This is a genomic window from Thiothrix sp. UBA5583 (assembly GCA_002425225.1).
GTDB classification, from domain to species: Bacteria; Pseudomonadota; Gammaproteobacteria; order Thiotrichales; family Thiotrichaceae; genus Thiothrix; species Thiothrix moscowensis.
In genome coordinates, this window is record DILV01000034.1 from 1 (window position 1) to 25,092 (window position 25,092).

The window sequence follows — 25,092 nt, forward strand, 5'->3', positions numbered from 1 at the left end:
TGCGCGACTTGCCCGCGTTGCAAAAACTTACTTGTGGAGCTAATGAGGTCAATGACCTTTCTGTTATTGATGACTTGCTGTTGTCGGGGCAGCTACAAGAGTTTTCTTTTCATGATAGCCCTAAATCCGGTATTCCATCCGCATTGTTAGGTAGTTATCACGGTGATAACTGTCTCGAAAATATTAAACATTACCGCCAAGCTATCCTCTCACACGGCTCGGTGACGCAAAAGCAGCTTAAAATCCAGCTAGTCGGTAACGGTCGGGTTGGCAAAACCACGCTGGCAATTGCGTTGGAAACGGGCAAATCCGTTGAAGAGGATTGTGCCTCAACACACGGCATTACCATTAAAACCATTCCCTTTCCGATGGACAATGGCGACACCATCAACCTGAATGTATGGGATTTTGGTGGGCAAGAAATCTATCACGCCACTCACCGCTTGTTCTTGTCATCAGATTGCCTGTATCTGTTGCTATGGGCTGAGGAAACCGCAGAAAACGATCAAGAGATTCGTCATTCCGTCAATTACTGGCTGGAGGCGATTCACGATCTGGGGAAAAACAGCCCCGTGATTATCGTCAAAAATCAAATGGATCGTGCCAAAAACAAGTCACCAGTACCGCCTGAGTTAGCGATGCATGAGCTTGACCAAGATTATGAATTTGTCGGTATATCAGCCAAAAAGTATCAAGGAATCCGTAAACTGCGCGGCGTTATCGAGGAGTTCTTGGATAACCCAAAACTGCAAGTCCGTGTCGAATTGCCAAACACATGGGTGGCTGCTCAGGAGCAACTGGAAGCACTGAAAACCACCGAAAAGAGCATCGTTTTTTCTCGTTTCCGTGACCTGTGCATAGCGGCAGGTATTGATTACGTGGATTGGTTTGTCGATTACCTGCATAAAATTGGCGTACTGTTTTATCAAAAAAACACCTTCCAGGATCAGGTGATCCTTGACCAAAACTGGGTGATTGATGCGGCTTACCGCGTGTTTGACCCCAATGGCTTCCGTGAAGATATTCAAGACAAGCATGGTAAATTCAAAGGCAAATTTACCCGCTTTATTTGGTCAGAGGTGGATGATGTCGAGCGGCAAATTTACCTCGATTTCATGCGCAAGTGTGACATTTGTTATCAGCCACAGTATCGCGATAATCAAAACAAAGAGATTCCCTTTGCCGAACGTGAATTTATTATCCCCGCGTTATTGCCAGCGGAGAGCAAAACGCAAAAAGCACGGCGTGAACAGTCACAACCGGATGATTGGTTACTGGTGGTGGACTATCCTTTTCTTCACCGTAGCATTATTGAACGCTTGATTGTGCGTTTGGGGGAAACTTACGACAGTGAGGTCTGGCGTACTGGTGTTTTCTGCGAAACAGAATTCGGGGAGGTGTTATTGCACTGTGAGCCAACAGCACCGAATTGCAAGACTTCCAACGCGGGGCAATTGCAGTTTCACATCCGCGCGAATCAGCAACCCCACAAGTTTGTTCAGGTGCTGCGCAAGTTGGTGAAGGAAACCAGCCCGCAACCACCACGTTACAAGGAATACTTACAGCAAGGGCAAAAAGTACGCGATGAACTCCCGCCATTTGCTGACGAGGAAGCGGATACAATCCGTTCGCACCTCGATGTCATTGAACCTGACACAACCGTCAAGCTCTTCATTTCTTATTCACGCAAGGATTATGAACATAAGCTCACCTTGGAAAAACACCTGCGCCTGATCCAGTCCGCGCTCAGGCAGCGGGTTAAACTCGAAGTCTGGAGTGATAACAGAATGCAGGCAGGTGACAGTGTAAATGAACAAATCCTGCCCGAATTGCGCCGTGCCGATTTGATTGTGTTGTTGGTCAGCCCTGATTTTCTCGACCCGGAGCGTTACAGCCGTCGTGTTGAGCTACCGATTGCTCTGGAACGCCACGAGCAAGAAGGTATTCCCGTTATCCCCGTGCTTATCCGTCATACGGCTTATTGGCACGAAACCTTGGGAAATTTAACCGTTGCTACCCACGAAAATGCGGACTCCTTGGAAGATTGGTCTTCCCCCGGCAAATTCTGGGGCAGCGTCGAAATAGGCATCCGCAAGCAAGTCGAAAAGCTGGGAAAACCCCAAGATATGTTACCGTGCGTTGTCACCTGAAAGAGGAAATGAATCCATGCGTTATCTGCCCATGACCACCCTGAGTGCGGTATTGCTGGGAGGCTGTACACCATCAACGCCGTTGCCCGATCCCACCGTTCCCTTGTACGGAAAATGGGGTGGTGTCGGCGTGGAGCTTGACCTGAATCCAGCGGAAAGTAGTCTGCGTTTCGATTGCGCGGCAGGTACGATCACAGAAGCCATCAAACCCAATGCCAACGGCAATTTCACTGCCAAAGGCACATACACCCCTCGCGTGGGACTGCCCATTCTGGATGGGAAGCACCCTACCCCTGAACCGGCAACGTACAGTGGACAACTGTGGGGCAATTCCTTGAATTTGCGAATCCGTAATGCCCAAGGTGAAAACTTCGTAAACTATTACCTATACCTAGAACACGGCAAACCCGCTACCCTGCACCGCTGTTTGTAATCTTATGGAGAAGCCATGCCCACCATCAGCAGCCTGCACGTTTACCCGGTCAAATCCCTACAAGGAATCAGCCTGGATGCCGCCACCCTGACCACCCAAGGGCTGGCATTTGACCGCCAGTGGATGCTGGTGGATGCCAGCGGACAATTCGTCACCCAGCGGCAAATGCCCGCGCTGGCGCGTATCAGCACACGCCTGACGGCAGATACCCTGTTGCTGGAACACGCAGGGTTGCCCCCCCTGACCGTTCCGCTTACACCGTTACCCACGCAGCGTTGCACGGTGGTCGTGTGGCGCGATACCTGTAGCGGTTGCGAGGAAGGTAGCGCAGCATCACGCTGGCTGACACAGGCAGTAGGGCAATGGCAAGGCAGCGATTTGCGGCTGGTACGCTTTGCCCCCGACAGCGTGCGCCCGGTTGACCCCGCATATATGGATGGCGACAGCGCAGATACCGCCTTTTCCGATGGCTACCCGTTTTTGATTGTGTCGGAAGCATCCCTAGAGGCACTGAACACCCAACTGCTTGCCAACGGTGCAGATGCTGTACCAATGGAACGTTTCCGCCCGAATATTGTTCTCAGCGACATCAGCGCATGGGGTGAAAATGACTGCAAAAACCTGAGTGCCAGTGATGGCAGCTATACCCTTGCCATCCGCAAGCCCTGCCAACGCTGCAAAACCACCACGGTTGATCAGCGCAGCGGGGTGATTGCTGACCCCAAAGAGCCATTGCGTACCCTGACAGCGATGAACCCTTACCCGCAATTGAACGGCGCATATTTTGGGCAGAATGCCACCCTGACGGTAGGGAATGGCAGAGTAATCAGGGTTGGCGACCGGCTGGTTTGAAACAGCTTTACCAAAAGTATTCCCGAATGATCAAACCGGAGGTTTCCTGCCCGGCAACACGCTATGTTCCCTGCAAATCCAGCGCAATAACAGGTGAACAATGGTGACAACTTTGCAGTCCTCGGTGCAGTGGCGCGATCTGATGCAATACCAGCCTTGGGAGATCCTCAAGGAACTGAGCTTGCCGTTGCCATGGCTAGTGCTGGAACTGGTCTGCATTTTGGGGCTGGTCAGACAGCGCGGCATTGCAAGGTCACAGTCTGCTGATGCTGGCGGCTTATTGCTTCTCTGCGTTTTTCGCCGTGTGGACAGTGCATCATGATTGCGACCATGACGGCTGGAACAGTGCCCGCACGCTGCGTTCTCCGTGGAAAAGCCTGCTGTTTTACAACATGTTTTTCCACATTGAACATCATTTGTTCCCGGCTGTACCGACCTGCCATTTACCGGAACTGGCGCGACGGCTGGATAAGGCTGGTTACAAGGAACATCATTGGGTGATTTGAATGAGGAGTGCTTCATGCAGAAACCAATAACGCCGATTACCTGTTATCACGATGGTGATTGCCCATTGTGCCGTTTGGAAATACGTGCCATGCAGCGGCTGGATGTGCATCAGGCGATTCACTGGGTTGATATTTCCCAGGATCGGGATGCCCTTGAACAAGCAGGATTGAGTTATGAGCAAACCATGCGGCAGTTGCACGTTGTGGATGGTGGGCAGCAACTACAAACGGGTGTTTACGGCTTTCTCACCCTTTGGGAACAGTTGCCTTATTACCGACGGATGGCAGTAGTCGTGCGTAAAACACCCGGTCTGTTACCCGCGCTCGCTTGGGGTTATCGCCTCTTTGCCAGACACCGTTTGTGGCTGACCGGGCGCACAACCAAGGGTATGCAAGGAGTGTGATTATGCGTTTGTGGTTGGGATTATTCGGTGTTACGAGCTTGATAGCCGCCGGTTTCTGGCTGGATGTGCAAACGGAATTGTCAGAAAACCAGTTGCAGGTTGCGTTTCACGTCAGCAGCATTACAGGTGTTTTGTTCATACTGATGTCACTGTTGGCGGGGCTGCGAATGCGTTGGCAGCAGGTACTAGCTGTGTGTCTGGCTTACGCTATCTGGCGGGTCGCCTATTTTCCGGCATTGGTATTGGCGGGCTACGCCGCTGGTTGGTGGGAAGCATTACACCTTGCGTTGACAGGCAATAGCAGCATTTACCCCGCGTTTCTAGCCTTCATGGCGGGGTTGAATGCACTTGCGATGAGTTTCGGCGGCTGGGTTTTGCTGCGGGTGTTAGGGGTCAGGCCAGTCCAGTTGGGCTGGAAAAACGGTTCGCTGGCATTCAGCAGTCTTTTATTGGGTGTATTGGCAGTTACCGTAGCGTTTTCCCACCCGATGGATTGGCATTCGATTCCTGATACTTCTGCGATTGATGACAAACCATTGCCATCACCTACCCTGCCCGAGATTAACCCGTATGAAACGGCAGCACAGGAAACGGGGTTAAACTGGCGACAACGGACTTTATTCAGGGCGGCAGCATTGACCTATGATTTGGTTCCAGCAAATACGCAATGGTCACGGGTGGTCAAGGGTACGATGGAACAGGAATTTATTGGTACTCGCGATACCAGCACGGCGTTTTGCACCAAAATTCATTACCGTGCTTTCCGGGTAGCGCAACCGTTCGTTAATGGTCAGCAACACACTGCCGTACTGAAGGACTTGCGATGAACCGTACAAGCTGATTATCCTCTCGTTGATTTCCACAAAATCCGCAGAAGTTGCAACAAGCCTGCAAACTTCCTGCAAACCCTTCAGGGATAATGCCCCAAGAACAATAACCCGAAGGAACCGCGATGCGCCTGAACCTGCCAATGCTGATTGCTGCCATCATCCTGTTTGTAGTGGAAGTGATCATTGCCACCAAACTCAACCATTACCACTTTATCCGCGCCTATTTCGGCGATTTTCTGGTGGTGATTTTGGTGTATTGTGCAGTGAAAGCCTTCTGGAAGGTGGAGGCAACGCGGCTCGCAATCGGTGTGTTCGTCTTCGCTGTGGCGGTGGAATTGGCACAATTATTCCGCGTGGCAGATACACTGCAACTGACCGGCTGGGCACGGGTAGTGGTAGGGACAAGTTTCAGCTTTCACGACATCCTGATGTATGCTGCTGGGTGTCTGGTCATCTGGTGGCTGGATACCCGCTTGCGAAACAGTTGACCAACCAAAGGACTATCTCATGTTAAAACCTGGCAAATTCAACCTGCTGCGCGTCACCAAAACTACCAGCTTCGGGGTGTATCTGGATGGCGGAAGTTACGGCGAAATTTTACTCCCCAAACGCTACGTACCTAAAGATTGCCAGGTCGATAGCAAGTTAAACGTTTTCATTTATCTGGATTCGGAAGACCGCCTGATTGCGACGACCGAAACGCCACTGGCACAAGTGAACGAAGTCGCCTGTTTGCAAGTGGTGGCGGTGAACCGCTTTGGCGCGTTTCTGGATTGGGGTTTGCCGAAAGATTTGCTCGTACCGCGCAAGGAACAAGCCATACCGATGCAGGAAGGCCAATCCTACGTGGTATGCGTGTACTTTGATGAGCGCACCGAAACCATTGCCGCTTCCTCGCGTCTGGAGTTGTTTCTCCACGAAATCAACAGCAGCTTCACCCCGCATCAGCCGGTGGAATTGATGATTTACGAACGCACCGAGCTAGGCTTCAAAGCCGTCATTGAGGCAACACACATTGGCTTGCTGTATGCCAATGAGGTGTTCCAGCCGCTGCGAATCGGGCAACGGGTAAAGGGTTATATCAAAGCCATCCGCCCCGACCGGAAAATCGACCTGACCCTGCAACTACCCAGCCCGGTAGTACAGGATGCTTTGGCACAGAAAATTCTCGATCACCTACACGCACGCGGCGGCACATCAACCTTTACTGACAAAAGCTCCCCCGATGACATTTACCGTGAATTTCAGGTGAGCAAGGCACATTTCAAACGTGCCATCGGCTTGCTATACAAGCAGCAACAGATTGTGATGGGCAAAGACCTGATCCGCCTAGTGGAAAAGGCAAAGCCGTGACCCCAGCCATCAACCTCGCCAAAAAAGCCAAAATCGCCTTCAAGGTACACGAATACACCCACGACCCCGACAACGCCGCCTACGGTTTGGAAGCCGCCGAAAAACTAGGGCTTCCCCCCACGCAAGTCTTCAAAACGCTGGTGGTAAACCTGGATGGTAAAGAACTTGCCGTTGGTATCGTGCCGGTCGCCGCGATGCTCAGCATGAAACACCTCGCCAAAGCCGCCCACGCCAAAAAAGCCGACATGGCAGACAAAGCCTTGGTTGCTCGCACCACGGGTTACGTGCTCGGCGGGGTTAGTCCGCTGGGGCAAAAAAAGCTGCTGAAAACCTTCATCGACGAGTCTGCGTTGCAATTTTCCACGATTTACGTGAGTGCCGGGCGGCGCGGGCTGGAAATCGAGCTTGCCCCGCAGGATTTGCAAAGCCTGACTCGGGCGGTGTTCACGCCATTGATACACACCGAGTAACGTTTTGTGGGGGGTGAATGATGGCAATAAAACTCGTCCTTCTCCCCGGTCTTGATGGCACTGGCTTGCTGTTTCAGCCATTACTGGAAGCGTTGGGGGCAGCATTTCCGGTTCAGGTCATTTGTTACCCGCTCGATCAATGCCTGTCGGTGGAAGCACTGGCGGCACAAGTTCGTTCACAAGTGGCGTTCGACACCGACACGGTATTGCTGGCGGAATCGTTTTCCGGCTTGATTGCGGTGGAATTATTGCGGCAAGGTATTCCGCTACACAGCGTCATTTTTTGCGCGTCGTTTGCCAGCGCACCGCATCCGTGGCTGTTGAAACTGGCGATGCATTTGCCGCTGGAGCGTTGGTGGCGGTTGCCATTACCTGAGTCATTGCTGCGATTGTTGGGTATTGATGCACGCTTACAAGCCTTGCTAAAACCTGTGCGGGAGCAAGTGCTGCCCGGCGTGGCGGCGTACCGCTTGCGGCTGATTGCAGCAGCACGCCCGTTTGCCTTGGCGCAACGCTGGGAAATCCCCTGTCATTATTTGCGGGCAGTCAATGATCGGGCAGTGCCGGAGCGGTGTGCAGATGAGTTACGGCGGTACTTTGCCCATGTGGAAATCACCCGCATTGCGCAGTCTGGGCATTTTTTGCTGCAAACCCAACCTGCGGCGTGTGCGGCGGTGTTAAAACGGTTGGTTCTCCACTAAAAATCCGCGTTATTTCCTGAACTGCTACAAAATCGCTGCATGTCTGCACCGGATAATCCTCGCTATCTGAACCACTGATGAGGCGCATGGCAGAGATGGATTTTTCAGCCGAAAACGGTTGGCGCGAACGCTTGATGCGCTGGTTGGTAAAAACACTCCACGGCTTGTATCGCCTTGTTCATTATCGCCATGTAACGGCATGGGATGTAACGCTTGAAGATTTACAACAGCTACCTGCTACCAGCACGGGGCGGGCGTTGGCGGTGTTTTTACAGCAGCACGGTTTCGCGTTAATGCCCAAATTTGAAAGCCATGATTTGTTTCATGTATTACTCGGCTATGGCGTGACGGTGGTTGATGAGGTGCGGATGCAATGTTGTCTGGCTGGCAGCGGGCGACGTACTGCACCGACATTGGTGGTGATTGCGGTTGGTTTGGTGTTTTACCCGGAATACGGCAGGGATTTTTGGCGGCATTATCAGCGTGGAAAAAGCATGGTGAATTTTTCAGGCTGGGATTTTAAGGCGATGTTGCTTGAACCGATAGCGGTTTCGCAGGCTCGAATACACTATCACGGCTCTCAACAATGATGGAGGAATTACCATGAAACACCACGGAAAACACTTATTGCTTTGGCTATGCCTGTTGGGGCTGAATGCTTGTGCTACGGCACACCCCGATTGCGAAAAGGCGGATGCGTTTGGGCATTGCCAGCAGTGGAAAGGGGTTGAGCCGAGTTGTGCCAAACCAGACTTTCTGGGCTTTTGCCCACCGAGCCGATGATTATGGAAACATTACTGGTTTTACTTTTTGTACTGATTTTGGTGGCAATAGGTTCACTCCCCAGCCTGCTGTTCTGGTGGTTGACGTGGAAGCTATTGCCCAAAACGTATTCATTACCACCTTACCGAATGACGTTGTTATGTATCGCGTTGTCCTTTCTGATCGTTATGGTGCTTAATCCTGAACTGGAAGGTGGTGGGCTTTCCATCATGACGTTTATGCTGGTTTTGACGCTGATATGGTCATGCATACTCCTGCCTGCCAGCATTCTGGTGAAGTATTTTTTCGGCAAAAGCAAAAGTAAGACACAATGAAAAAATTACGAAAAATCATTTCATTATTGGTTTTGTTGTATTTCTTAGGTATCGCCGCCATTTGGCTTGACGGCGCAACCACTGGCTATAAAAAATCAGAATACGCCGTGGTACTAGGCAATCAAGTCTACCCTTCCGGCGAACCATCCGAACGCCTGAAAGCACGGCTGGAACGCGCTGCGGAATTATTCCGCGACGGCACTGTGCAAACGATCATCGTCAGCGGCGGCTTAGGTAAGGAAGGTCACGACGAAGCGGTGGTGATGAAGCAGTATCTGGAAACACAAGGCATTCCCGCTGTGGCGGTGATAGCAGATTCTTACGGCAACAATACCCACCTAACTGCATTGAATGCCCACCGATGGGTACAACTCGATCAGCCTGTCATTGCAGGGCGACCGCATATAAATTCTCACGCAAATAAGACCTTGGCGCGGTAGGTATCATCCCACGCGGCTTTGTTTTGCTTTTTTGGCAAACTGAGTTTGGAGCCTTCGTGTTCAAAGAGGTTGATGCACAGGTGGCGGATGCTGGTCATCATGGCGGGGCCATTTCCCTTACGGATACGGCTGGCATCTTCCGAGAAGGTCACATCCAGCCGCCAGTGCAGGGTGTTCTCAATCCCCCAATGCCCACGGACTGCCTTGGCGAACAGTTTGGCATCAGCGGGGATGGAGGCGATGAAGAAACGCTGTTCTACCGTGGTCGTGTCACCTTGTGTGCATTCCCGCTCAACCATGCCGATGCTACGTAACCCTGTCCACACCTCAATATTGGGCAGGGTGGTGAGGTCTTCGGTGATCCAGTAACGGCGGATTTCCAACCTGCCATGATCCTTGTCGAGTTCTTCTGTGTAAGTATGGGGGACAGCATTGAAAGCGTGTTCCCGTGCGGTGGTGAAGTAATCGTCCACCGCTTCATGCAGGTTGCTTTGGTTGCCTTTCAGCCCCATCACGTAATCACCTTGCTGTTCCTTAATCTGTTCGGCAATGGTGCGTTGGCAGCCCATCGCGTCCAGCGTCACAATGCAGCCTTTCAGTTCCAACAGCTCAAGCAGCTTGGGGATAGCGGTGATTTCATTGGATTTCTCATCGGTTGCCTCTTGTGCCAATACCAGACGGTTTTCACACGCCCAGGCCGTCACCATGTGCAAAGGCTTGCCGCCATTGGCGCGGTCACGTGAACCTCTGGCGGTTTTGCCATCAACCGCGATAACCTCTTGAACTTCGCGTTTGACCGCCTGCGTCCAATTCATGAAGCACTCCCGGAATTTGACGGGCGACAGACGGGTCATCACATATTCAATGCAGTCGTGGGAAGGAACTCCATTCGCCAGCGGCACGTACTGGCGTAGCCAATCCAGCTTGGTGTGTCCAAAATCTTCTATTGCTTCCCAACCTTTGGCATTACTGCATACCGCACTGACCACCAGTACCAGTATGTCCAACAGCGCGTGGCGTTTGTTACGCTCTATCCGGGGATCTTCCAATGGCGAAAAATGATCTATCAGGCTGGCACTCATGGTTTTTCCGTAGCGGCTAAAACCGGTAGTGTCGCTAACTGCATTGTTTCAATGCAAATTTATATGCGCTCGCCCTGCCTGTCATTGTCGTTTCGCAGCTTTATCATCTTTCCCGTAGTAAAATGGCGTTTAGGAAAGAGGGTTTTGTTAATATCGGGGCGGCATATCCCCATTATTTTGAATGGCGTGATGTCTACGCATCATTACGCGAATTGCCTGCATGGTTGGATTATTGTTTCAGAATAAGTTAGGAGCTTGAGTAATTCTCAGCATTTATCAAAGGAATAAAAGCTATGTCAGATTTGTCATCTAGGTTTTGCGTGTTTTTCAAAAATGAGGAGTTTGTTGTTTTATATGGAGAAGATATGTGGGCGGATAAAAAGGTATTTTATGATTTCCACCACAGAATACTTGAGGAATTATGCCAAAAAGTAGAGTCATACGGCTTTCCGCTTGAAGTGGAGGATCGGCACGAGAAAACGTTTATCACCTTGCACAATGAAATGACTTTAAATCAATGGTTTAAAAAATATCATCCGATTGAGTCTTGTGTTCATTTACGCGAAAAGCAAGAACGGCTGAAAAAGTTAATTTAAGATGCAGCAAACACACCCACAATTGAATTTATTGGTATTGCGCTGTCGTGACATTGAACTCACCCGTTTGTTTTACGAGGGACTGAACCTCCACTTTATCTCGGAACAGCACGGTAACGGTTTAAGGCACTATGCTGCTGTGATGGACAACGGGTTGGTTTTGGAACTCTACCCCGCCAAGGGTGAGCCGGATAACACCCGTCTGGGCTTTCATTTCGGTGGGAAAAGCCAGCGTGTCTTGCAAGATCCTGACGGGCGATACGTGGAGGTATGGCAATGAAAACGAATATTTCATCCTGTGTCGCGTCCCTTATGCTCATATCCCCTTAAAGAGCTACCCGCTGTTCAAGGCACGGCATATCCTCGAGGCGAGGTTATCAGCACATAGATACCCGACGGAGCGTACATGAAACTACACCCAGAAGCACTCACAACCCCCAAATTACGGGCAGAAATCAAGGCATCGTCCCTGACCCAAAAGGCGCTGGCCGAGCAATACAATGTCAGCCGTCTGACAGTCCGCAAGTAGCAGAAATTACGACGTAAAGTAGCGCAAGGTACGACTTAATAGACTGATGTTTTCTATGAAGTTGTGTGTGATGCATGATGTTGCCATCGTCAATCAAGCCAACACCGGGGTTTCCATGCGCCATTTACTGCATTACCTGCTCATTGCCATGCTGAGCCTTGCCTCAGTCGGCTGTGCTACCCATGCCTTGCATTCCAGCAAAAACGCCAGCACCGAAAAAATCAACAGTTTCCTGATCACCCCGGACAAAGCCACGCTGGTGGTGGCGGGTGAACAACACCATTTCATTTTCCCGCTAAGTGAGCCGCTGAAATCGGTATTGCAATGGAGTGGACGCACCAAACTTACCCCGGCTTTTGACAAATTCACTGTGAATGCAGGGCAAAACGTCAGCGGTAGCTACACCTTGCAGGCTGACGTAGGCAAACTCACGGTGGAAGAGCATCAATTCCTGACTCAGCGTGGTTTCCGCCAACAGGGCAATACCTTGGCTTACAGTGCCAGCATCCAGGGCACACGTTATCTGGCAGGCAATGTACGAGTGCCGCAAACCGCGTTCTTCCGCCAGCCATATGAATTGACCGTGGTTGAGCCGGATGGTGTAGCCAATACCGCTGCAAAAATTGCCCTGACCCCGCTGACGCTGGCAGCAGATGGTGCGACCGCCGTGCTGGGCGGGATTGTGCTTGCGCCGTTCTTTGGTTTGCTGATGGTGTCCGGCGGGCTGTAAGGCTACGACAGGCTGGTTGCTACCCGCGATGCAATGCGGGCTTGATGGCATCCAACGCAGGCATCCGCTTGATGTGCTGGAACAGGTTATCCGCCTGCGGGTATTGGCGGCGCAAATAGGTAAACCACTGCTTGACGAAACTGGCGGCGTATTTGGGGGCGCGTGTTTCCAGATGGCTGGCGTATTCGACCACCAGCGGCAGCACCTCTGCCCATGCCAGCGGGGTGTAGTCTGCCCTCGTGTGCTGGGCGTGGATAGCGCGGGCAAGATCGGGGAAACTCAACGCGCCACGCCCCAACATCAGGTCGGTGCAGCCACTTTCCGCTTGGGCTTGACGTGCATTCGCTGCCGACCAGATTTCACCGTTGGCAATCACCGGCAGGCTCAGTTTGGGTTTGATCTTGCCGATTTCCTCCCAATAGGCTGGGGGTAAATAGCCGTGCTGTTTGGTGCGGGCGTGAATGCACAGTTCGGTCGCCCCGGCAGCTTCCACCCCTAGCGCAATGTCTTCCAGCAGGCTGCTGTCCTTGAAGCCGAGGCGGATTTTGGCGGTAACGGGGATGTGCGGGCTGACCGCTGCCCGCACCGCCTTGACGATGGCGTGTACTCGTTCCGGTTCGCGCAGCAGCACCGAGCCGCCGTCGCTCTTGTTGACGGTTTTGGAGGGGCAGCCGAAATTGAGGTCAATGCCGGGGACTGCAAGCTGTTCCAGCACCTGCGCATTCAGCGCCATACAGTCGGGGTCGCCGCCCAGCAATTGTACGTACACCGGGGTTCCGGCGGGGGTTTTCCCACCTGTCAGCAGTTCGGGGCAGGCGCGGTAAAACACCCGTGCGGGCAAGCGCCGGTCTACCACGCGCACGAATTCGGTCACGCAGCGGTCATAGCCGCCAACGCGGGTGAGCAGGTCGCGCATGGTGTGATCCATCACGCCTTCCATCGGGGCGAGGATCAGGCGCATGGGGTGGAATGTTGGCTGGTCATGCCGCAGAACTCTAGCGGGAATGAGGTCTGTTGGCTAGCGGGAATGGCTTTTTACCTGTAATCGCCAGCACCCACCCGTAGAATTTACAAGCGCGAACCCGTGACATCTCCATCGAACTTGCGCAATAATGTGCTGTATAATAATCATTTCAGGAGATAATCATGCCGGTTCTTGGTGGACTTGTCCTTTTGATCCAGATTGCCTTTGCCATCCACGTCGTGCGTACCGGGCGTGAAACATTCTGGATTTACATCATCGCCTTTCTCCCCGGTATTGGCTGTGCCGTATACTTTTTCACGCAGGTCTTGCCAGAAATGCGCCACAGCCGCACCGTGCGCTCTGCCAGCAACCGCCTGCTGAAAGCCATCGACCCGGAACGTGAATTGCGCCGCCGCAAAGACGAACTGGAAATTGCCGATACGGTTGCCAACCGCGTCAAACTGGCGGCGGAATGTATCGAAGCCGGGTTTCATGACGATGCCATTGCCTTGCTGCAACGTTGCCAGCAAAACGGGCACGATGACCCGGACATCCTGCTGAAACTGGCACAAGCACAATTCGGTGCAGGACAATTCCAAAGCAGCGTAGCGACACTGGATACGCTGATTCAAGCTAACCCCAATTTCCGCTCACATGACGGGCATTTGTTGTACGCTCGCAGCCTCGAAGCCTTGGGCAAGATTCCACAAGCACTGGAAGAATTTCAGGCACTAGCAGCTACCTACCCCGGCGAAGAAGCCCGTTGGCACTACGCCCAGCTTTTGCAACAAAGCGGGCAAACTGGACGCGCCCGCCAAGTACTGGAAGATATTCAGCTACGTGCCCGCCGTGCTCCCAAATATTACCGCCGTAAGGAACAGGAATGGATCAAGCAGGCAGAACAGATGCTGAAAACCCTGCAAACCTGAACCGGCAAAGCACCCCAATACCCCTGCTTATTCCAACATGCTGCGCAACATCCACGCATTTTTTTCATGGATTTGCATCCGCTGGGTGAGCAAATCGGCAGTCGGTTCATCACCTGCCTCATCCACCACCGGGAAAATGCTGCGGGCAGTACGCACCACTGCTTCCTGACCTTCCACCAGATTACGGATCATGTCCTGTGCTTTCGGTACACCCTCTTCTTCCGGGATGGAAGACAAACGGCTGTAAGCGGCATAAGTACCGGGAGCGACATGCCCCAACGCACGGATGCGTTCGGCAATCAAATCCACCGCCAGTGCCAGCTCGTTGTATTGCGTCTCGAACATGAGGTGCAAGGTGTTGAACATCGGCCCGGTCACGTTCCAGTGGTAATTGTGGGTCTTGAGATACAAGGTGTAAGTATCCGCCAGCAAGCGGGAAAGCCCGTCTGCAATCGCCTGACGTTGTTCTGTCTGAATGCCGATATTGATGTCCATGTTTGTTTCTCCGTGTTTGTTTTGTGTGTCGATGAAGTCAGTATAAGCAGCCACCGATAGACAGTAAAACAGTATGTTTTTATCGTTTCATTCTATTAAATCGCACAATGAAAGGATTGTTTTGCTCTACCCGCCACAGTGTTAAAATCATGCGTTTACTCGGTTTTTGTCGGAGTTTGTAATGCTCAAAGTAGGTTTTGTCGGTTGGCGCGGCATGGTTGGCTCGGTTCTGATGGAGCGGATGCAGGCCGAAAACGATTTTCAGGGCTTTGAACCTGTGTTTTTCACCACTTCACAATCCGGCAAGGCTGGCCCGGATGTCGGTTTCGGCGCCAAACCGCTGGAAGACGCGATGAATATCGACAAGCTGGCGGAAATGGACATCATCGTTTCCTGCCAGGGCGGCGATTACACCACCGCCGTCTACGAACCGCTGCGTGCCCGCTGGAATGGCTACTGGATTGACGCCGCTTCCACCCTGCGCATGAAAGACGATGCCATCATCGTGCTCGATCCGGTGAACCGCAATGTGATTGATGCTGGCCTGCAAAACGGCATCAGGAACTACATCGGCGGCAACTGCACCGTTTCCCTGATGCTGATGGCACTGGGCGGCCTGTTTGAAAAAGGGCTGGTGGAATGGATCACTTCCATGACCTATCAGGCTGCTTCCGGGGCGGGTGCGAAAAACATGCGCGAACTGCTGACCCAGATGGGCGAGCTGAATGCCGAAGTGGGCGATTTGCTGGCAAACCCGGCTTCCGCCATCCTCGACATTGATACCAAAGTCACTGCCAAACTGAATGACGGCACGCTTTCCACCGCCAATTTCGGCGCACCCCTAGCTGGCAGCCTGATCCCGTGGATCGACAAAGCCTGGGAAAACGGTCAGACCAAGGAAGAGTGGAAAGGCATTGCTGAAACCAACAAGATTCTGGGCAAAACCGCAGGCAACATCATTCCGGTAGACGGCCAGTGCGTGCGTATCGGCGCCATGCGTTGCCACTCGCAGGGTTTCACCATCAAGCTGAAAGAAAACCTGCCACTGGACGAAATCGAAGCCATTATCGCCAGCCACAACGAGTGGGTGAAAGTCATCCCGAATGACAAGGAATCCACCCTGCACGGCCTGACCCCGGTACAGGCTTCCGGCACACTGACCATCCCGGTCGGACGTATCCGCAAGATGAACCTAGGGCCGGAATACATCACCGCATTTACCGTCGGCGACCAGTTGCTGTGGGGTGCGGCAGAACCCGTGCGCCGTATGCTGAAAATTGCCCTAGAGCATGTCGGGGCAGGTCAGTAACCATCCTCCGCTGGCACGGGGATACAGACCCCGTTGCCAGCAACTCTTCCCACTTGCCCTAGGCAATAACCCCATGCCAATCCCCGACTACCAGACCCTGATGCGCCCCCTGCTGCAACTGGCAGCCGACCAGCAGGAACACAAGCTGCGGGATGCGGTTGAAACACTCGCCAACCACTATCAGCTCAATGAAACCGAACGCAGCGAAATCCTGCCCAGTGGCACGCAAACCGTGTTCAGCAACCGGGTTGGCTGGGCGCGTTCCTACCTGAAACAGGCAGGCGCGTTGCGTTCACCCCGGCGCGGGCATTTCGTCATTACCGATCGTGGGCTGCACTTACTGCAAGGCAACCCAGACAACATCCGCATCAGCACGCTGGAACAGTTTCCTGAATTCCAGGAATTCAAGAATCGCCGCCGCCCACTCAAACCCAGCGGAATGCCCACCCTGAACATGGATTCCGAGGTGATTTTCGACGACACCCCGGAAGACATCCTTGCCTCCGCCTACCGCCTGCTTCGCCAAAACCTTGAACAGGAAGTGCTGGAAACCGTCAAGGAAGCCTCACCCGTGTTCTTTGAAAAACTGGTGGTCGATTTGCTGGTGAAAATGGGCTACGGCGGCAACCGCCAGGATGCAGGCCGCGCCATTGGCAAAAGCGGTGACGGCGGCATCGACGGCATCATTAACGAAGACCGCCTCGGCCTCGACGTAATTTACATGCAAGCCAAACGCTGGGAAGCTACCGTAGGTCGCCCCGAAATCCAGAAATTTGCCGGAGCCTTGCAGGGGCAACGGGCAAAGAAGGGCATTTTCATCACCACCTCCGGCTTTTCCCGCGAAGCCCGCGACTATGCCCGCATTATTGACACCCGCATCATCCTGATTGACGGCGAAAAGCTGGCAGCCCTGATGGTGGAATACAACGTAGGCATATCAGTGGTTGAGCGCTATGAGGTGAAGAAGGTGGATACAGATTATTTTGAGGGTGGGTGAAACGCTACAATACTGCCAAAAACGTTCGTGCCAAAGTAGGCATGACCCAAGTGGAATTTGCAGCAACGTTTGGCATCAGTGTCAGCACCTTGCGCCATTGGGAACGCGGGGATCGCACCCCGCACGGTGCTGCACGGGTATTGCTGCATGTAGTGGCGAAAGAGCCGCAAGCAGTGTTGCGGGCATTGGCTCATTAACCGAAACAGTTATCTGTGAACTTAACCATGCCCAAGGAAATAAACCTTGAGTCAACAACTGCTTATCCGCCTCCTTCTGATTAGAAAACGCCGCTTTAAATAGGCGGCGTTTTTGTTTCTGGCTCAATATGTGTTTCAGGGTCTTGCTATCCCAGTGTTGCAAACGCAGGGTATTGATCTAAAATCAATCATTTCCCAGTAGCCAAGGAAAGGCATTATGAACCTGCTAATCAGTATTTCCAGCCTGACCAGTGAAGCAGCCTGTTTCGAGCAAGTCCGCGCCCGGCGTTGGGCTGATGGGGTTGTTTGCCCACATTGTAAGTCACACGAAACCATCCGCCGTGGCAAGGATGACACCCAAACAGAACGCCAGCGTTACCAGTGCAAGGGTTGCGAAAAGCGTTTTGATGACCTGACGGGAACGGTGTTTGAAGGTCATCACCAGCCACTGAAGGTTTGGGTGTTGTGCCTTTACCTGATGTCATTGAACCTGTCGAACCAACAAATTGCCCGTGAACTGGGGTTGAACAAGGACGATGCGCAGGCGATGACGGAACAGTTGCGGCAAGGCATCGAGAAAAAAAACACCTGTAAGCCTGTCTGGGAGTGTTGAGTTTGACGAGGCTTACACCAAGGCTGGGCATAAGGGAAACCCTGATGCGGTGGCGGATGCAGGGCGTGAAGGTCGCCGCCGCGCCCTGAAAGGTGCGCCGGGACGTGGTACGCTGGAGAAGGAGAAGCCGCCCATTTTCGGCATGATCCAGCGTTCTGGGGAGGTCGTGATCCGTATGCTGGAAAATGTGAAACAGGCGACAATCAAGCCGTTGATCTTGGAAACGGTGGCAGCGGGTACGTTGGTGTACACCGATGAGTACAACATCTACGACCGATTGGAAGAATGGGGATACCTCCACAAAACAGTCAATCATGGCGCAGGTGAATATGCCCGTGATGAGGATGGGGACGGTTTCCATGAAGTCCATGTGAACACGATGGAGGGCTTTTGGTCATTGCTGCGCTCTTGGTTACGTCCTCATCGGGGGATTTCACAGGAAAAGTTGCCTTGCTACCTCGCCTTCTTTGAGTGCTTGCACAACATCAGAAAACGCGGGAAAGCGGCACTTCATTCCTTGCTTTCACTGCTACTGGGATAAGACCCTGAAACACATATTGAGCCTTGTTTCTTACCAAATTCTAACTTAAACCTCCTGCGCTTCGACCAACGCTGTAAACGTCAGCCTGCCCTCTTCCACCCCCACCGCAATCGTATCCCCCGGCATGAACTTGCCGCCAAGAATTTGCTGTGCCAGCGGATTCTCAACCTGCTGCTGGATAGCGCGTTTGAGCGGACGTGCGCCGTACACAGGGTCGAAGCCTGCTTCCGCCAGTAAATCGAGTGCTGCATCAGTGATCTGGATACCCAGTTCCCGCGCTGCCAGCCGCTTGCGCAGATTGTTGAGCTGAATATCCGCAATCTGGCGAATCTCTGCCTGATCCAGCGGATGGAATACCACCGTTTCGTCAATCCGGTTGATGAATTCCGGGCGGAAATGATGCCCGACCACGTCCATCACTGCTGCTTTCATGCGCTCATAGTTTTCTTCACCCGCCATCTCCTGAATCAGGTGCGAACCGAGGTTGGAGGTCATGATAATCACGGTGTTACGGAAATCCACCGTGCGCCCTTGCCCATCGGTCAAACGCCCGTCGTCCAGCACTTGCAGCAGCACGTTGAAGACATCGGCGTGGGCTTTTTCCACCTCGTCCAGCAGGATCACGGAATACGGGCGGCGGCGCACCGCTTCGGTCAAATAGCCGCCTTCTTCATAGCCGACGTAGCCGGGAGGCGCACCGATCAGGCGAGCGACGGAATGTTTTTCCATGAATTCGGACATATCAATCCGCACCATCGCGTCGTCGGTATCGAACAAAAACGTCGCCAGTGCCTTGGTGAGTTCGGTTTTACCCACACCCGTTGGCCCCAGGAACAGGAACGAACCGCTGGGGCGATTAGGGTCGGAAAGCCCCGCCCGCGCACGGCGGATGGCATTGGAAACAGCTACCACCGCTTCGGTTTGCCCGATCACACGCTTGGCAAGCACGTCTTCCATTTTCAGCAGCTTGTCCTTTTCGCCTTCGAGCATTTTGCTGACGGGGATACCTGTCCAGCGTGACACGATGTCGGCAATTTCGTCTTCCGTCACTTTGGTTTTCAGCAACTTGGGCGCTTTGGCTTCGTGGCTATCCACAGTGGCATCCGCTTTGGCGAGCTGCTGTTCGAGTTCGGGGATGCGCCCGTATTGTAACTCCGCCATACGTTGCAAATTGCCCGCACGTCGGGCGGTTTCAAATTCGAGCCGTGCTTGATCAAGGGCTTCCTTGATGTGGGATGTGCCTTGCACGTCGGCTTTTTCGCTTTTCCAGATTTCTTCCAGATCGGCAGATTCTTTTTCCAGACGGTCGATTTCAGCCTGCAAGTCGGCAAGGCGTTTTTTGGAGGCGTCGTCGGATTCCTTTTTCAAGGCTTCGCGTTCGATCTTGAGCTGGATCAGGCGGCGGTCGAGCTTGTCGATCACTTCCGGTTTGGAGTCGATTTCGACACGGATGCGTGACGCAGCTTCGTCGATCAGGTCGATGGCTTTGTCGGGCAACTGGCGGTCAGTGATGTAACGGTGCGATAACGTGGCGGCTGCGACCAGCGCGGGGTCGGTGATTTCCACGCCGTGATGCACTTCGTATTTTTCCTGCAAGCCGCGCAGGATGGCGATGGTGTCTTCCACGGTCGGCTCATCCACCAGCACTTTCTGGAAACGGCGTTCGAGCGCGGCATCCTTTTCAATGTACTGGCGGTATTCGTCGAGGGTGGTCGCACCTAGGCAATGCAGTTCACCGCGTGCGAGGGCGGGCTTGAGCATATTGCCTGCATCCATTGCGCCTTCCGCTTTGCCTGCACCGACCATCGTGTGCAATTCGTCGATGAACAGGATGATGTTGCCTTCGGCTTTGGCGATGTCGTTGAGCACGGCTTTGAGGCGTTCTTCAAAGTCGCCCCGGTATTTGCTACCCGCCAGCAATGCGCCGAGGTCGAGCGACAGCAGGCGTTTGCCTTTCATGCCTTCGGAAACTTCGCCGTTGACGATGCGTTGCGCCAAGCCTTCAACCAGCGCGGTTTTACCTACGCCGGGTTCGCCGATCAGTACCGGGTTGTTTTTGGTACGGCGTTGCAGGATTTGCACCATGCGGCGGATTTCTTCGTCACGCCCGATGATGGGGTCGATTTTGCCCTGTTCGGCGCGTTCGGTGAGGTCGATGGTGTATTTTTCCAAGGCTTGGCGTTGGTCTTCGGCATTGGGGTCGTTGACGGTTTGTCCGCCGCGCATTCCTTCGATGGCTTTTTCAACAGCACCTTTGGTCGCACCCGTTTCACGCAGCAAATTGCCGAGCGTGCCTTTGTCTTCCAGCGCTGCCAGCACGAATAGTTCGGAGGAAATGTACTGATCCTTGCGCTGCTGGGCGATTTTATCAGTGACATTCAGCAGCTTGCTGAGGTCGTTGGAAACATGCACGCTACCGGCATCACCGCCGGAAACGGTCGGCAGACGGTCGAGCGCTTCACCCAGTTTGGAGCGCAACTGGTTGGCGTTGACATCGGCTTTGGTCAGCAAACCGCGTGTGGAACCGCCTTCCTGATCCAGCAAGGCGATCATCAGGTGAGCGGGTTCGATAAATTGATGATCACGCCCTAACGCGAGCGACTGCGCGTCTTGCAGGGCGAGCTGGAACTTGCTGGTGAGTTTGTCCATTCTCATGTGGGCTACCTTTCAAATTTGGGTTGGACGCGAAAGCGTCAGATGAGGCAAATCTGGGGTAGCGGGTGAGGAATTCAAGGTGGGGTTGTGGATAAGTTTTGATGTAGGTCAGGGTTCTTGCGGACGGTCTGTTACCTGCCTATGATCCTGTTCATGAACAAAACATGCTATAACCTGCACCTTTCCGGCTCTGCCATCGCCCCCTACCTGCCAGCCCTCGCCCATTTGCGCATTAGCGTATTCCGTGAGTTCCCCTATCTCTACGATGGGTCGGTGGAATACGAAGCCCGTTACCTGCAAACCTACGTCAACTCCCCGGACAGCATTGCCGTGCTGCTACTCGATGGCGATCGGGTGGTGGGTGCTTCCACCGGCCTGCCGATGGCACACGAGGAAGACGAGTTTCAGCAGCCGTTCCTGCAACAGGGCTACGATCCAGACACGCTGTTTTATTGTGCGGAATCGGTCTTGTTACCGGAATATCGCGGGCGCGGTGTCTACAAAAGCTTTTTCCTCGGGCGAGAGAACCATGCAAGGCAACTGGGTGGCTTTACCCACGCCACCTTTTGCGGGGTGCAACGCCCGGTGGATCACCCCATGCGCCCGGCGGGCTACCTGCCGCTGGATAGCATCTGGCAGCATTTCGGCTACACGCCACATCCTGAATTGTTGACGACCTATACCTGGAAAGACCTCGGTGAAACAGAAGCATCACCCAAACCCATGCAATTCTGGATGAAAACCTTATGAAATTCCGGTTGGCAACGGCACAGTATGACATCAGTTTCCTGCACAACTGGGAGGATTACACGACAAAAATTTACCGCTGGGTCAACGAAGCCCGTACCCACGACGCCAAACTGTTGCTGTTCCCCGAATACTTCAGCATGGAACTGGCATCACTGTTTCCACCAGCGGTGTATCAGGATCTGGGAAGGCAACTGGTAGCCTTGCAAAGCCTGCACGACGCTTTCCTGCAACTGTTCAGCGGTCTGGCACAGCAACAGGGCGTCACGATTGTGGCGGGTACGTTCCCCGTCCGGCAGGAAGATGGGCGTTACACCAACCGTGCCTGGCTGTTCCGCCCGGATGGCAGCCGTGCCTTTCAGGACAAGCAGAAAATGACCCGCTTTGAACAGGAGCATTGGCACATCAGTCCGGGACGGGAGTTGCAAGCACTGGATAGCGATGTTGGCAAGCTGGGCATTTGTACCTGTTACGACAGTGAATTTCCCCTGCTGGCACGGGAACTGGTAAGGCAAGGGGCAAACCTGATCCTCGTACCAAGCTGCACTGACGGGCTGGCGGGTTATAACCGTGTGCGCATCGGCTGTCAGGCGCGGGCGCTAGAAAACCAGTGCTACGTCGCACAAGCCGCACTGGTCGGAGAAGCAGCATGGTCAGAAGCAGTGGATGTCAACATGGGAGCCGCCGCCGTCTATACTCCGGTTGATTACGGGTATCCCGTTGATGGTATCCTGTCAATCGGCACGCTGAACCAACCACAATGGGTTTATGCCGACCTTGATCTGGCTGGGCTGCAACAGGTGCGTGAACATGGGCAAGTGCGCAATTACCGGGACTGGTCAGATTACCCGTTACCGAACTGACGCAGCTCCTTACGCAGAATCTTGCCGACATTGCTTTTTGGCAGTGAGTCGACAAACACAACCTGTTTCGGGCATTTGTAAGCAGAAAGCTCTGCGCGGCAGTAGGTTTTCACCTCATCCACCGTCAGGCTGCCATCCTTTTTGACGATGAAAGCCTTGACGATTTCGCCGGAATGCTCGTCAGGCACTCCAATCACGCCCGCTTCGAGGATTTTGGGGTTGGCTGCCAGCACATCTTCCACCTCATTGGGGTAAACGTTGAAACCGGACACCAGTACCATGTCCTTGAGGCGATCGACCAATTTGACGTAACCTTGTGCGTTAATAATGGCAACATCGCCGGTGCGCAACCAGCCATCACCCGGCATCACCTTGGCGGTTTCATCCGGGCGTTGCCAGTAACCTTGCATCACCTGCGGGCCACGTACCCACAATTCGCCCGCTTCACCCACCCCCAGTTCCCGGTCATTCACATCACGGATCGACACCTCGGTGGAAGGGATCGGCAAGCCGATCATGCCGTTGTAATCCTGCAAGGTGACGGGGTTGATGCACACTGCCGGGGAGGTTTCAGTCAAGCCGTAGGCTTCCAGCAGCACCGAGCCAGTCAGGGCTTTCCAGCGTTCGGCGACGGATTTTTGCACTGCCATACCACCGCCCAAGCCAATTTTCAAGTGGGAAAAATCCACCTTGCCGATCTCGGCGTGATTCAGTAGGGCGTTGTACAGGGTGTTGACGCCGGTCATGAAGGTGAAGGGTTCCTTGCACAAATCCTTGATGAACGCGGGCAAGTCACGCGGATTGGTGATCAGTACATTTTTCGCGCCCATTTCCATTGCAAACAGGGCATTGGCGGTGAGGGCAAACACATGGTACAGGGGCAGGGCGGTGATGAATATTTCCTTGCCGTGTTGCAGATAGCCCTTCGTCCAGGCATCGGCTTGCAGCATGTTGGCCAGCAGGTTGCGGTGAGTCAGCACCGCACCCTTGGCCACCCCGGTCGTGCCGCCGGTGTATTGCAGGAACGCGGTATCTGCATGGTTCAAGTCGGCATCCTGATAACGCTGGGCGTATTGCTTACCCAGCCGCAGTGCCTGATTGAAACCGATCGCTTCCGGCAACTGGTAGGCAGGAACCATCTTTTTCACATACTTGACCACTGCATTCACCAGCAGGGATTTGGGGAAGCCCAGCAAGTCGCCGATTTCGGTAGTGATGATGGTTTTGATGCCGACCTCATCCATCACCTTTTCCAGCGTGTGGGCGAAATTGGCGAGGATGACAATGGCTTTTGCCCCGGAATCCTTCAACTGGTGTTCGAGTTCGCGGTCGGTGTAAAGGGGATTGGTATTGACCACCACCAGCCCGGCACGCAGGGCAGCGAACAGCGCAATCGGGTATTGCAGCAGGTTGGGCATCATGATGGCGATGCGGTCGCCGCGCTGCAAACCCGCCCCGTGGGTCAGGTACGCGGCAAACTGGCGGGTCAGCTCATCGACTTCGGCATAAGTCAGCACCTTGCCGAGATTGCTGTAGGCAGGCAGCGCCCGGTACTTGGCAACACTGTGGTGGAACAAATCCGCCAGCGAACGGTACTGGCTCAGGTCAATCTCTGCCGGGACGCTGGGTGGGTAGCTTTGCAGCCATAGCTTGTCCATTTCCTCCTCCTTTAACTTAAGAACCCCTCACCCCCCAGCCCCCTCTCCCTCAAGGGGCGAGGGGGTGCAAGAAGGTTTTTTTCTTAAGCCCCTCGCCCCTTGAGGGAGAGGGGTTGGGGTGAGGGGTAATATTACCCCAGAAACAAATCAGTCAGTAAGGTTGTGCCGGGGCTGATGGCGTACTGGTCAAAGTCATTGACCCCGGCTGCCCGCAGCACCTCTTCGTCGATGTAAAAATTGCCGGTGTGTTGGCGTGCATCCTGTTTGAGGATCAGGCAAGCCGCATCCGCCACGATCTCCGGCTTGCGGCACATGTCCGGCTTCACCTGATCACCCAGCATCTGCACCGCAGCGGTCAGGATGACGGTGCGCGGCCACAGCGCATTCACCGCCACCTTGCCCCGAAACTCTGCCGCCATCCCCAGCACGCACATGCTCATGCCGTATTTCGCCAGCGTGTAGGCCAGATGGTGTTTGAACCATTTCGGTTGCATCGACAGTGGCGGCGACAGGGTGAGGATGTGCGGGTTGGGTGCTTGCAGCAGGTGTGGCAGGCAGGCTTGCGACACCGCAAACGTGCCCCGCGCATTGACTTGCTGCATCAGGTCGAAACGCTTCATCGGTGTTGCCAGTGTGGGTGTCAGGCTGATGGCACTGGCGTTGTTAACCAGCATGTCGATGCCGCCGAAGGTGGCAACGGCCTGTTGTACCGCCTCGGCAATTTGCACCTCGTCGCGGATGTCGACTTGCAAGGGTAATGCCTTGCCGCCAGCGGCTTCAATCTCGGCAGCGGCGGTGTAGATCGTGCCGGGCAGTTTCGGGTGTGGTTCGGTAGTCTTGGCGGCGATGACGATGTTTGCACCTTCGCTGGCGGCTTTCAGCGCAATCGCTTGCCCGATGCCGCGACTGCCGCCAGTGATGAACAGGGTTTTGCCGTGCAACGTTTCCATG

The 25,092-nt window shown here is 53.8% G+C and carries 29 protein-coding genes and 2 pseudogenes; 25 read left to right on the forward strand and 6 right to left on the reverse strand.

From position 1 onward, the window contains the following. From B2U47_RS14265 to B2U47_RS14330, 14 genes and pseudogenes are all read left to right on the forward strand, one after another. Positions 1-2,150 (forward strand): COR domain-containing protein (locus B2U47_RS14265; RefSeq protein ID WP_296678211.1); only part of this gene is annotated, 2,150 nt, incomplete at its 5' end. Between the two features lie 16 nt (positions 2,151-2,166). Continuing rightward, positions 2,167-2,583, forward strand: a complete 417-nt coding sequence (locus B2U47_RS14270) for a hypothetical protein (protein ID WP_296678214.1) — start codon at positions 2,167-2,169, stop codon at positions 2,581-2,583. A 15-nt stretch (positions 2,584-2,598) separates the two neighbouring features. Then, positions 2,599-3,435, forward strand: coding sequence for an MOSC domain-containing protein (locus tag B2U47_RS14275; RefSeq protein WP_296678215.1), 837 nt, complete (start codon positions 2,599-2,601; stop codon positions 3,433-3,435). A 227-nt stretch (positions 3,436-3,662) separates the two neighbouring features. Then, positions 3,663-3,941, forward strand: a pseudogene (locus tag B2U47_RS14280) (fatty acid desaturase); the annotation flags it as partial. Between the two features lie 14 nt (positions 3,942-3,955). Continuing rightward, the gene (locus B2U47_RS14285) at positions 3,956-4,345 is read left to right on the forward strand and encodes a thiol-disulfide oxidoreductase DCC family protein (protein ID WP_296678219.1); all 390 of its coding nucleotides are present in this window, start codon (positions 3,956-3,958) and stop codon (positions 4,343-4,345) included. Between the two features lie 2 nt (positions 4,346-4,347). Then, positions 4,348-5,172, forward strand: a complete 825-nt coding sequence (locus B2U47_RS14290) for a hypothetical protein (RefSeq protein ID WP_296678221.1) — start codon at positions 4,348-4,350, stop codon at positions 5,170-5,172. A gap of 125 nt (positions 5,173-5,297) precedes the next feature. Next, on the forward strand, positions 5,298-5,663 hold the full coding sequence (locus tag B2U47_RS14295; protein ID WP_296678224.1) for a DUF2809 domain-containing protein: 366 nt from the start codon (positions 5,298-5,300) through the stop codon (positions 5,661-5,663). Between the two features lie 19 nt (positions 5,664-5,682). Next, a complete protein-coding gene (locus B2U47_RS14300) occupies positions 5,683-6,528 on the forward strand; it encodes a CvfB family protein (protein ID WP_296678227.1) in 846 nt (281 codons plus the stop codon). Next, the gene (gene ybaK, locus B2U47_RS14305; RefSeq protein WP_296678230.1) at positions 6,525-6,998 is read left to right on the forward strand and encodes a Cys-tRNA(Pro) deacylase; all 474 of its coding nucleotides are present in this window, start codon (positions 6,525-6,527) and stop codon (positions 6,996-6,998) included. Before B2U47_RS14300 ends, ybaK begins: the two co-directional genes overlap by 4 nt. Before the next feature lie 17 nt (positions 6,999-7,015). Continuing rightward, complete coding sequence (locus B2U47_RS14310; protein ID WP_296688427.1) at positions 7,016-7,699, forward strand: alpha/beta fold hydrolase; 684 nt, start codon at positions 7,016-7,018, stop codon at positions 7,697-7,699. 86 nt (positions 7,700-7,785) lie between these two features. Then, positions 7,786-8,289 carry a hypothetical protein gene (locus B2U47_RS14315; RefSeq protein WP_296678235.1) on the forward strand — a complete coding sequence of 168 codons (504 nt, stop codon included), beginning with the start codon at positions 7,786-7,788 and terminating at the stop codon, positions 8,287-8,289. A 13-nt stretch (positions 8,290-8,302) separates the two neighbouring features. Continuing rightward, complete coding sequence (locus tag B2U47_RS14320; RefSeq protein ID WP_296683801.1) at positions 8,303-8,482, forward strand: hypothetical protein; 180 nt, start codon at positions 8,303-8,305, stop codon at positions 8,480-8,482. 2 nt (positions 8,483-8,484) lie between these two features. Then, positions 8,485-8,796, forward strand: coding sequence for a hypothetical protein (locus B2U47_RS14325; protein WP_296683799.1), 312 nt, complete (start codon positions 8,485-8,487; stop codon positions 8,794-8,796). Further along, complete coding sequence (locus B2U47_RS14330) at positions 8,793-9,236, forward strand: YdcF family protein (RefSeq protein ID WP_296678239.1); 444 nt, start codon at positions 8,793-8,795, stop codon at positions 9,234-9,236. Before B2U47_RS14325 ends, B2U47_RS14330 begins: the two co-directional genes overlap by 4 nt. Here B2U47_RS14330 and B2U47_RS14335 read toward each other — a convergent pair. Continuing rightward, entirely contained in the window at positions 9,209-10,318 is a 1,110-nt protein-coding gene (locus B2U47_RS14335) for an ISAs1 family transposase (protein WP_296678241.1), read from the reverse strand. The genes B2U47_RS14330 and B2U47_RS14335 overlap by 28 nt on opposite strands. Before the next feature lie 293 nt (positions 10,319-10,611). On the opposite strand from B2U47_RS14335, the gene B2U47_RS14340 reads away from it, so the two are divergent. From B2U47_RS14340 to B2U47_RS14355, 4 genes are all read left to right on the forward strand, one after another. Beyond that, on the forward strand, positions 10,612-10,914 hold the full coding sequence (locus B2U47_RS14340) for a hypothetical protein (protein ID WP_296678243.1): 303 nt from the start codon (positions 10,612-10,614) through the stop codon (positions 10,912-10,914). Position 10,915: 1 nt separating this feature from the next. Beyond that, the gene (locus tag B2U47_RS14345; RefSeq protein WP_296678245.1) at positions 10,916-11,194 is read left to right on the forward strand and encodes a VOC family protein; all 279 of its coding nucleotides are present in this window, start codon (positions 10,916-10,918) and stop codon (positions 11,192-11,194) included. Positions 11,195-11,320: 126 nt separating this feature from the next. Next, entirely contained in the window at positions 11,321-11,443 is a 123-nt protein-coding gene (locus tag B2U47_RS14350; protein WP_296678247.1) for a hypothetical protein, read from the forward strand. 67 nt (positions 11,444-11,510) lie between these two features. Then, entirely contained in the window at positions 11,511-12,173 is a 663-nt protein-coding gene (locus tag B2U47_RS14355; RefSeq protein ID WP_296688429.1) for a hypothetical protein, read from the forward strand. 19 nt (positions 12,174-12,192) lie between these two features. On the opposite strand, the gene B2U47_RS14360 is transcribed toward B2U47_RS14355, so the two are convergent. Continuing rightward, positions 12,193-13,134, reverse strand: coding sequence for a tRNA-dihydrouridine synthase (locus tag B2U47_RS14360; RefSeq protein WP_296678251.1), 942 nt, complete (start codon positions 13,132-13,134; stop codon positions 12,193-12,195). A gap of 185 nt (positions 13,135-13,319) precedes the next feature. Between B2U47_RS14360 and B2U47_RS14365 the strand changes: the two genes are divergently transcribed. Then, positions 13,320-14,066 (forward strand): tetratricopeptide repeat protein, encoded by a 747-nt coding sequence (locus B2U47_RS14365; protein WP_296678253.1) that lies wholly within the window; start codon positions 13,320-13,322, stop codon positions 14,064-14,066. Between the two features lie 27 nt (positions 14,067-14,093). On the opposite strand, the gene B2U47_RS14370 is transcribed toward B2U47_RS14365, so the two are convergent. Further along, positions 14,094-14,561, reverse strand: a complete 468-nt coding sequence (locus B2U47_RS14370; RefSeq protein ID WP_296678255.1) for a Dps family protein — start codon at positions 14,559-14,561, stop codon at positions 14,094-14,096. Between the two features lie 181 nt (positions 14,562-14,742). Here B2U47_RS14370 and asd point away from each other — a divergent pair, with 181 nt between their 5' ends. The 4 genes and pseudogenes from asd to B2U47_RS17295 all read left to right on the forward strand — a co-directional run bounded on the left by asd (position 14,743) and on the right by B2U47_RS17295 (position 18,218). After that, positions 14,743-15,870 carry an aspartate-semialdehyde dehydrogenase gene (asd, locus tag B2U47_RS14375; protein WP_296678257.1) on the forward strand — a complete coding sequence of 376 codons (1,128 nt, stop codon included), beginning with the start codon at positions 14,743-14,745 and terminating at the stop codon, positions 15,868-15,870. A 73-nt stretch (positions 15,871-15,943) separates the two neighbouring features. Next, positions 15,944-16,867, forward strand: a complete 924-nt coding sequence (locus tag B2U47_RS14380) for a restriction endonuclease (protein WP_296678259.1) — start codon at positions 15,944-15,946, stop codon at positions 16,865-16,867. Further along, entirely contained in the window at positions 16,864-17,064 is a 201-nt protein-coding gene (locus B2U47_RS14385) for a helix-turn-helix domain-containing protein (RefSeq protein ID WP_296678261.1), read from the forward strand. Before B2U47_RS14380 ends, B2U47_RS14385 begins: the two co-directional genes overlap by 4 nt. A 217-nt stretch (positions 17,065-17,281) precedes the next feature. Further along, a pseudogene (locus tag B2U47_RS17295) lies at positions 17,282-18,218 on the forward strand (IS1595 family transposase). 45 nt (positions 18,219-18,263) lie between these two features. Here B2U47_RS17295 and clpB read toward each other — a convergent pair. Beyond that, the gene (gene clpB / locus B2U47_RS14400) at positions 18,264-20,873 is read right to left on the reverse strand and encodes an ATP-dependent chaperone ClpB (RefSeq protein ID WP_296678265.1); all 2,610 of its coding nucleotides are present in this window, start codon (positions 20,871-20,873) and stop codon (positions 18,264-18,266) included. A gap of 153 nt (positions 20,874-21,026) precedes the next feature. Here clpB and B2U47_RS14405 point away from each other — a divergent pair, with 153 nt between their 5' ends. Together B2U47_RS14405 and B2U47_RS14410 are read left to right on the forward strand one after the other, a co-directional pair. Then, positions 21,027-21,623 (forward strand): GNAT family N-acetyltransferase, encoded by a 597-nt coding sequence (locus B2U47_RS14405; RefSeq protein ID WP_296678267.1) that lies wholly within the window; start codon positions 21,027-21,029, stop codon positions 21,621-21,623. Next, the gene (locus B2U47_RS14410) at positions 21,620-22,483 is read left to right on the forward strand and encodes a carbon-nitrogen hydrolase family protein (RefSeq protein WP_296678269.1); all 864 of its coding nucleotides are present in this window, start codon (positions 21,620-21,622) and stop codon (positions 22,481-22,483) included. The genes B2U47_RS14405 and B2U47_RS14410 overlap by 4 nt, the downstream gene beginning before the upstream one ends. Here B2U47_RS14410 and B2U47_RS14415 read toward each other — a convergent pair. Together B2U47_RS14415 and B2U47_RS14420 are read right to left on the reverse strand one after the other, a co-directional pair. After that, entirely contained in the window at positions 22,465-24,141 is a 1,677-nt protein-coding gene (locus B2U47_RS14415) for an AMP-binding protein (protein ID WP_296678271.1), read from the reverse strand. The genes B2U47_RS14410 and B2U47_RS14415 overlap by 19 nt on opposite strands. Before the next feature lie 131 nt (positions 24,142-24,272). Continuing rightward, positions 24,273-25,091: an SDR family oxidoreductase gene (locus B2U47_RS14420; RefSeq protein WP_296678273.1), complete on the reverse strand. Its 819-nt coding sequence runs from the start codon at positions 25,089-25,091 to the stop codon at positions 24,273-24,275. Position 25,092: the final 1 nt, after the last annotated feature.

Excerpts from the sequence above, each read along its gene's own strand:
- B2U47_RS14270 (WP_296678214.1), top strand. The coding sequence starts at position 2,167 with ATGCGTTATCTGCCCATGACCACCCTGAGTGCGGTATTGCTGGGAGGC.
- B2U47_RS14275 (WP_296678215.1), top strand. The coding sequence starts at position 2,599 with ATGCCCACCATCAGCAGCCTGCACGTTTACCCGGTCAAATCCCTACAA.
- B2U47_RS14285 (WP_296678219.1), top strand. The coding sequence starts at position 3,956 with ATGCAGAAACCAATAACGCCGATTACCTGTTATCACGATGGTGATTGC.
- B2U47_RS14290 (WP_296678221.1), top strand. The coding sequence starts at position 4,348 with ATGCGTTTGTGGTTGGGATTATTCGGTGTTACGAGCTTGATAGCCGCC.
- B2U47_RS14295 (WP_296678224.1), top strand. The coding sequence starts at position 5,298 with ATGCGCCTGAACCTGCCAATGCTGATTGCTGCCATCATCCTGTTTGTA.
- B2U47_RS14300 (WP_296678227.1), top strand. The coding sequence starts at position 5,683 with ATGTTAAAACCTGGCAAATTCAACCTGCTGCGCGTCACCAAAACTACC.
- B2U47_RS14310 (WP_296688427.1), top strand. The coding sequence starts at position 7,016 with ATGATGGCAATAAAACTCGTCCTTCTCCCCGGTCTTGATGGCACTGGC.
- B2U47_RS14315 (WP_296678235.1), top strand. The coding sequence starts at position 7,786 with ATGGCAGAGATGGATTTTTCAGCCGAAAACGGTTGGCGCGAACGCTTG.
- B2U47_RS14320 (WP_296683801.1), top strand. The coding sequence starts at position 8,303 with ATGAAACACCACGGAAAACACTTATTGCTTTGGCTATGCCTGTTGGGG.
- B2U47_RS14325 (WP_296683799.1), top strand. The coding sequence starts at position 8,485 with ATGGAAACATTACTGGTTTTACTTTTTGTACTGATTTTGGTGGCAATA.
- B2U47_RS14330 (WP_296678239.1), top strand. The coding sequence starts at position 8,793 with ATGAAAAAATTACGAAAAATCATTTCATTATTGGTTTTGTTGTATTTC.
- B2U47_RS14335 (WP_296678241.1), bottom strand. The coding sequence starts at position 10,318 with ATGAGTGCCAGCCTGATAGATCATTTTTCGCCATTGGAAGATCCCCGG.
- B2U47_RS14340 (WP_296678243.1), top strand. The coding sequence starts at position 10,612 with ATGTCAGATTTGTCATCTAGGTTTTGCGTGTTTTTCAAAAATGAGGAG.
- B2U47_RS14345 (WP_296678245.1), top strand. The coding sequence starts at position 10,916 with ATGCAGCAAACACACCCACAATTGAATTTATTGGTATTGCGCTGTCGT.
- B2U47_RS14350 (WP_296678247.1), top strand. The coding sequence starts at position 11,321 with ATGAAACTACACCCAGAAGCACTCACAACCCCCAAATTACGGGCAGAA.
- B2U47_RS14360 (WP_296678251.1), bottom strand. The coding sequence starts at position 13,134 with ATGCGCCTGATCCTCGCCCCGATGGAAGGCGTGATGGATCACACCATG.
- B2U47_RS14365 (WP_296678253.1), top strand. The coding sequence starts at position 13,320 with ATGCCGGTTCTTGGTGGACTTGTCCTTTTGATCCAGATTGCCTTTGCC.
- B2U47_RS14370 (WP_296678255.1), bottom strand. The coding sequence starts at position 14,561 with ATGGACATCAATATCGGCATTCAGACAGAACAACGTCAGGCGATTGCA.
- asd (WP_296678257.1), top strand. The coding sequence starts at position 14,743 with ATGCTCAAAGTAGGTTTTGTCGGTTGGCGCGGCATGGTTGGCTCGGTT.
- B2U47_RS14380 (WP_296678259.1), top strand. The coding sequence starts at position 15,944 with ATGCCAATCCCCGACTACCAGACCCTGATGCGCCCCCTGCTGCAACTG.
- clpB (WP_296678265.1), bottom strand. The coding sequence starts at position 20,873 with ATGAGAATGGACAAACTCACCAGCAAGTTCCAGCTCGCCCTGCAAGAC.
- B2U47_RS14405 (WP_296678267.1), top strand. The coding sequence starts at position 21,027 with ATGAACAAAACATGCTATAACCTGCACCTTTCCGGCTCTGCCATCGCC.
- B2U47_RS14410 (WP_296678269.1), top strand. The coding sequence starts at position 21,620 with ATGAAATTCCGGTTGGCAACGGCACAGTATGACATCAGTTTCCTGCAC.
- B2U47_RS14415 (WP_296678271.1), bottom strand. The coding sequence starts at position 24,141 with ATGGACAAGCTATGGCTGCAAAGCTACCCACCCAGCGTCCCGGCAGAG.
- B2U47_RS14420 (WP_296678273.1), bottom strand. The coding sequence starts at position 25,091 with ATGGAAACGTTGCACGGCAAAACCCTGTTCATCACTGGCGGCAGTCGC.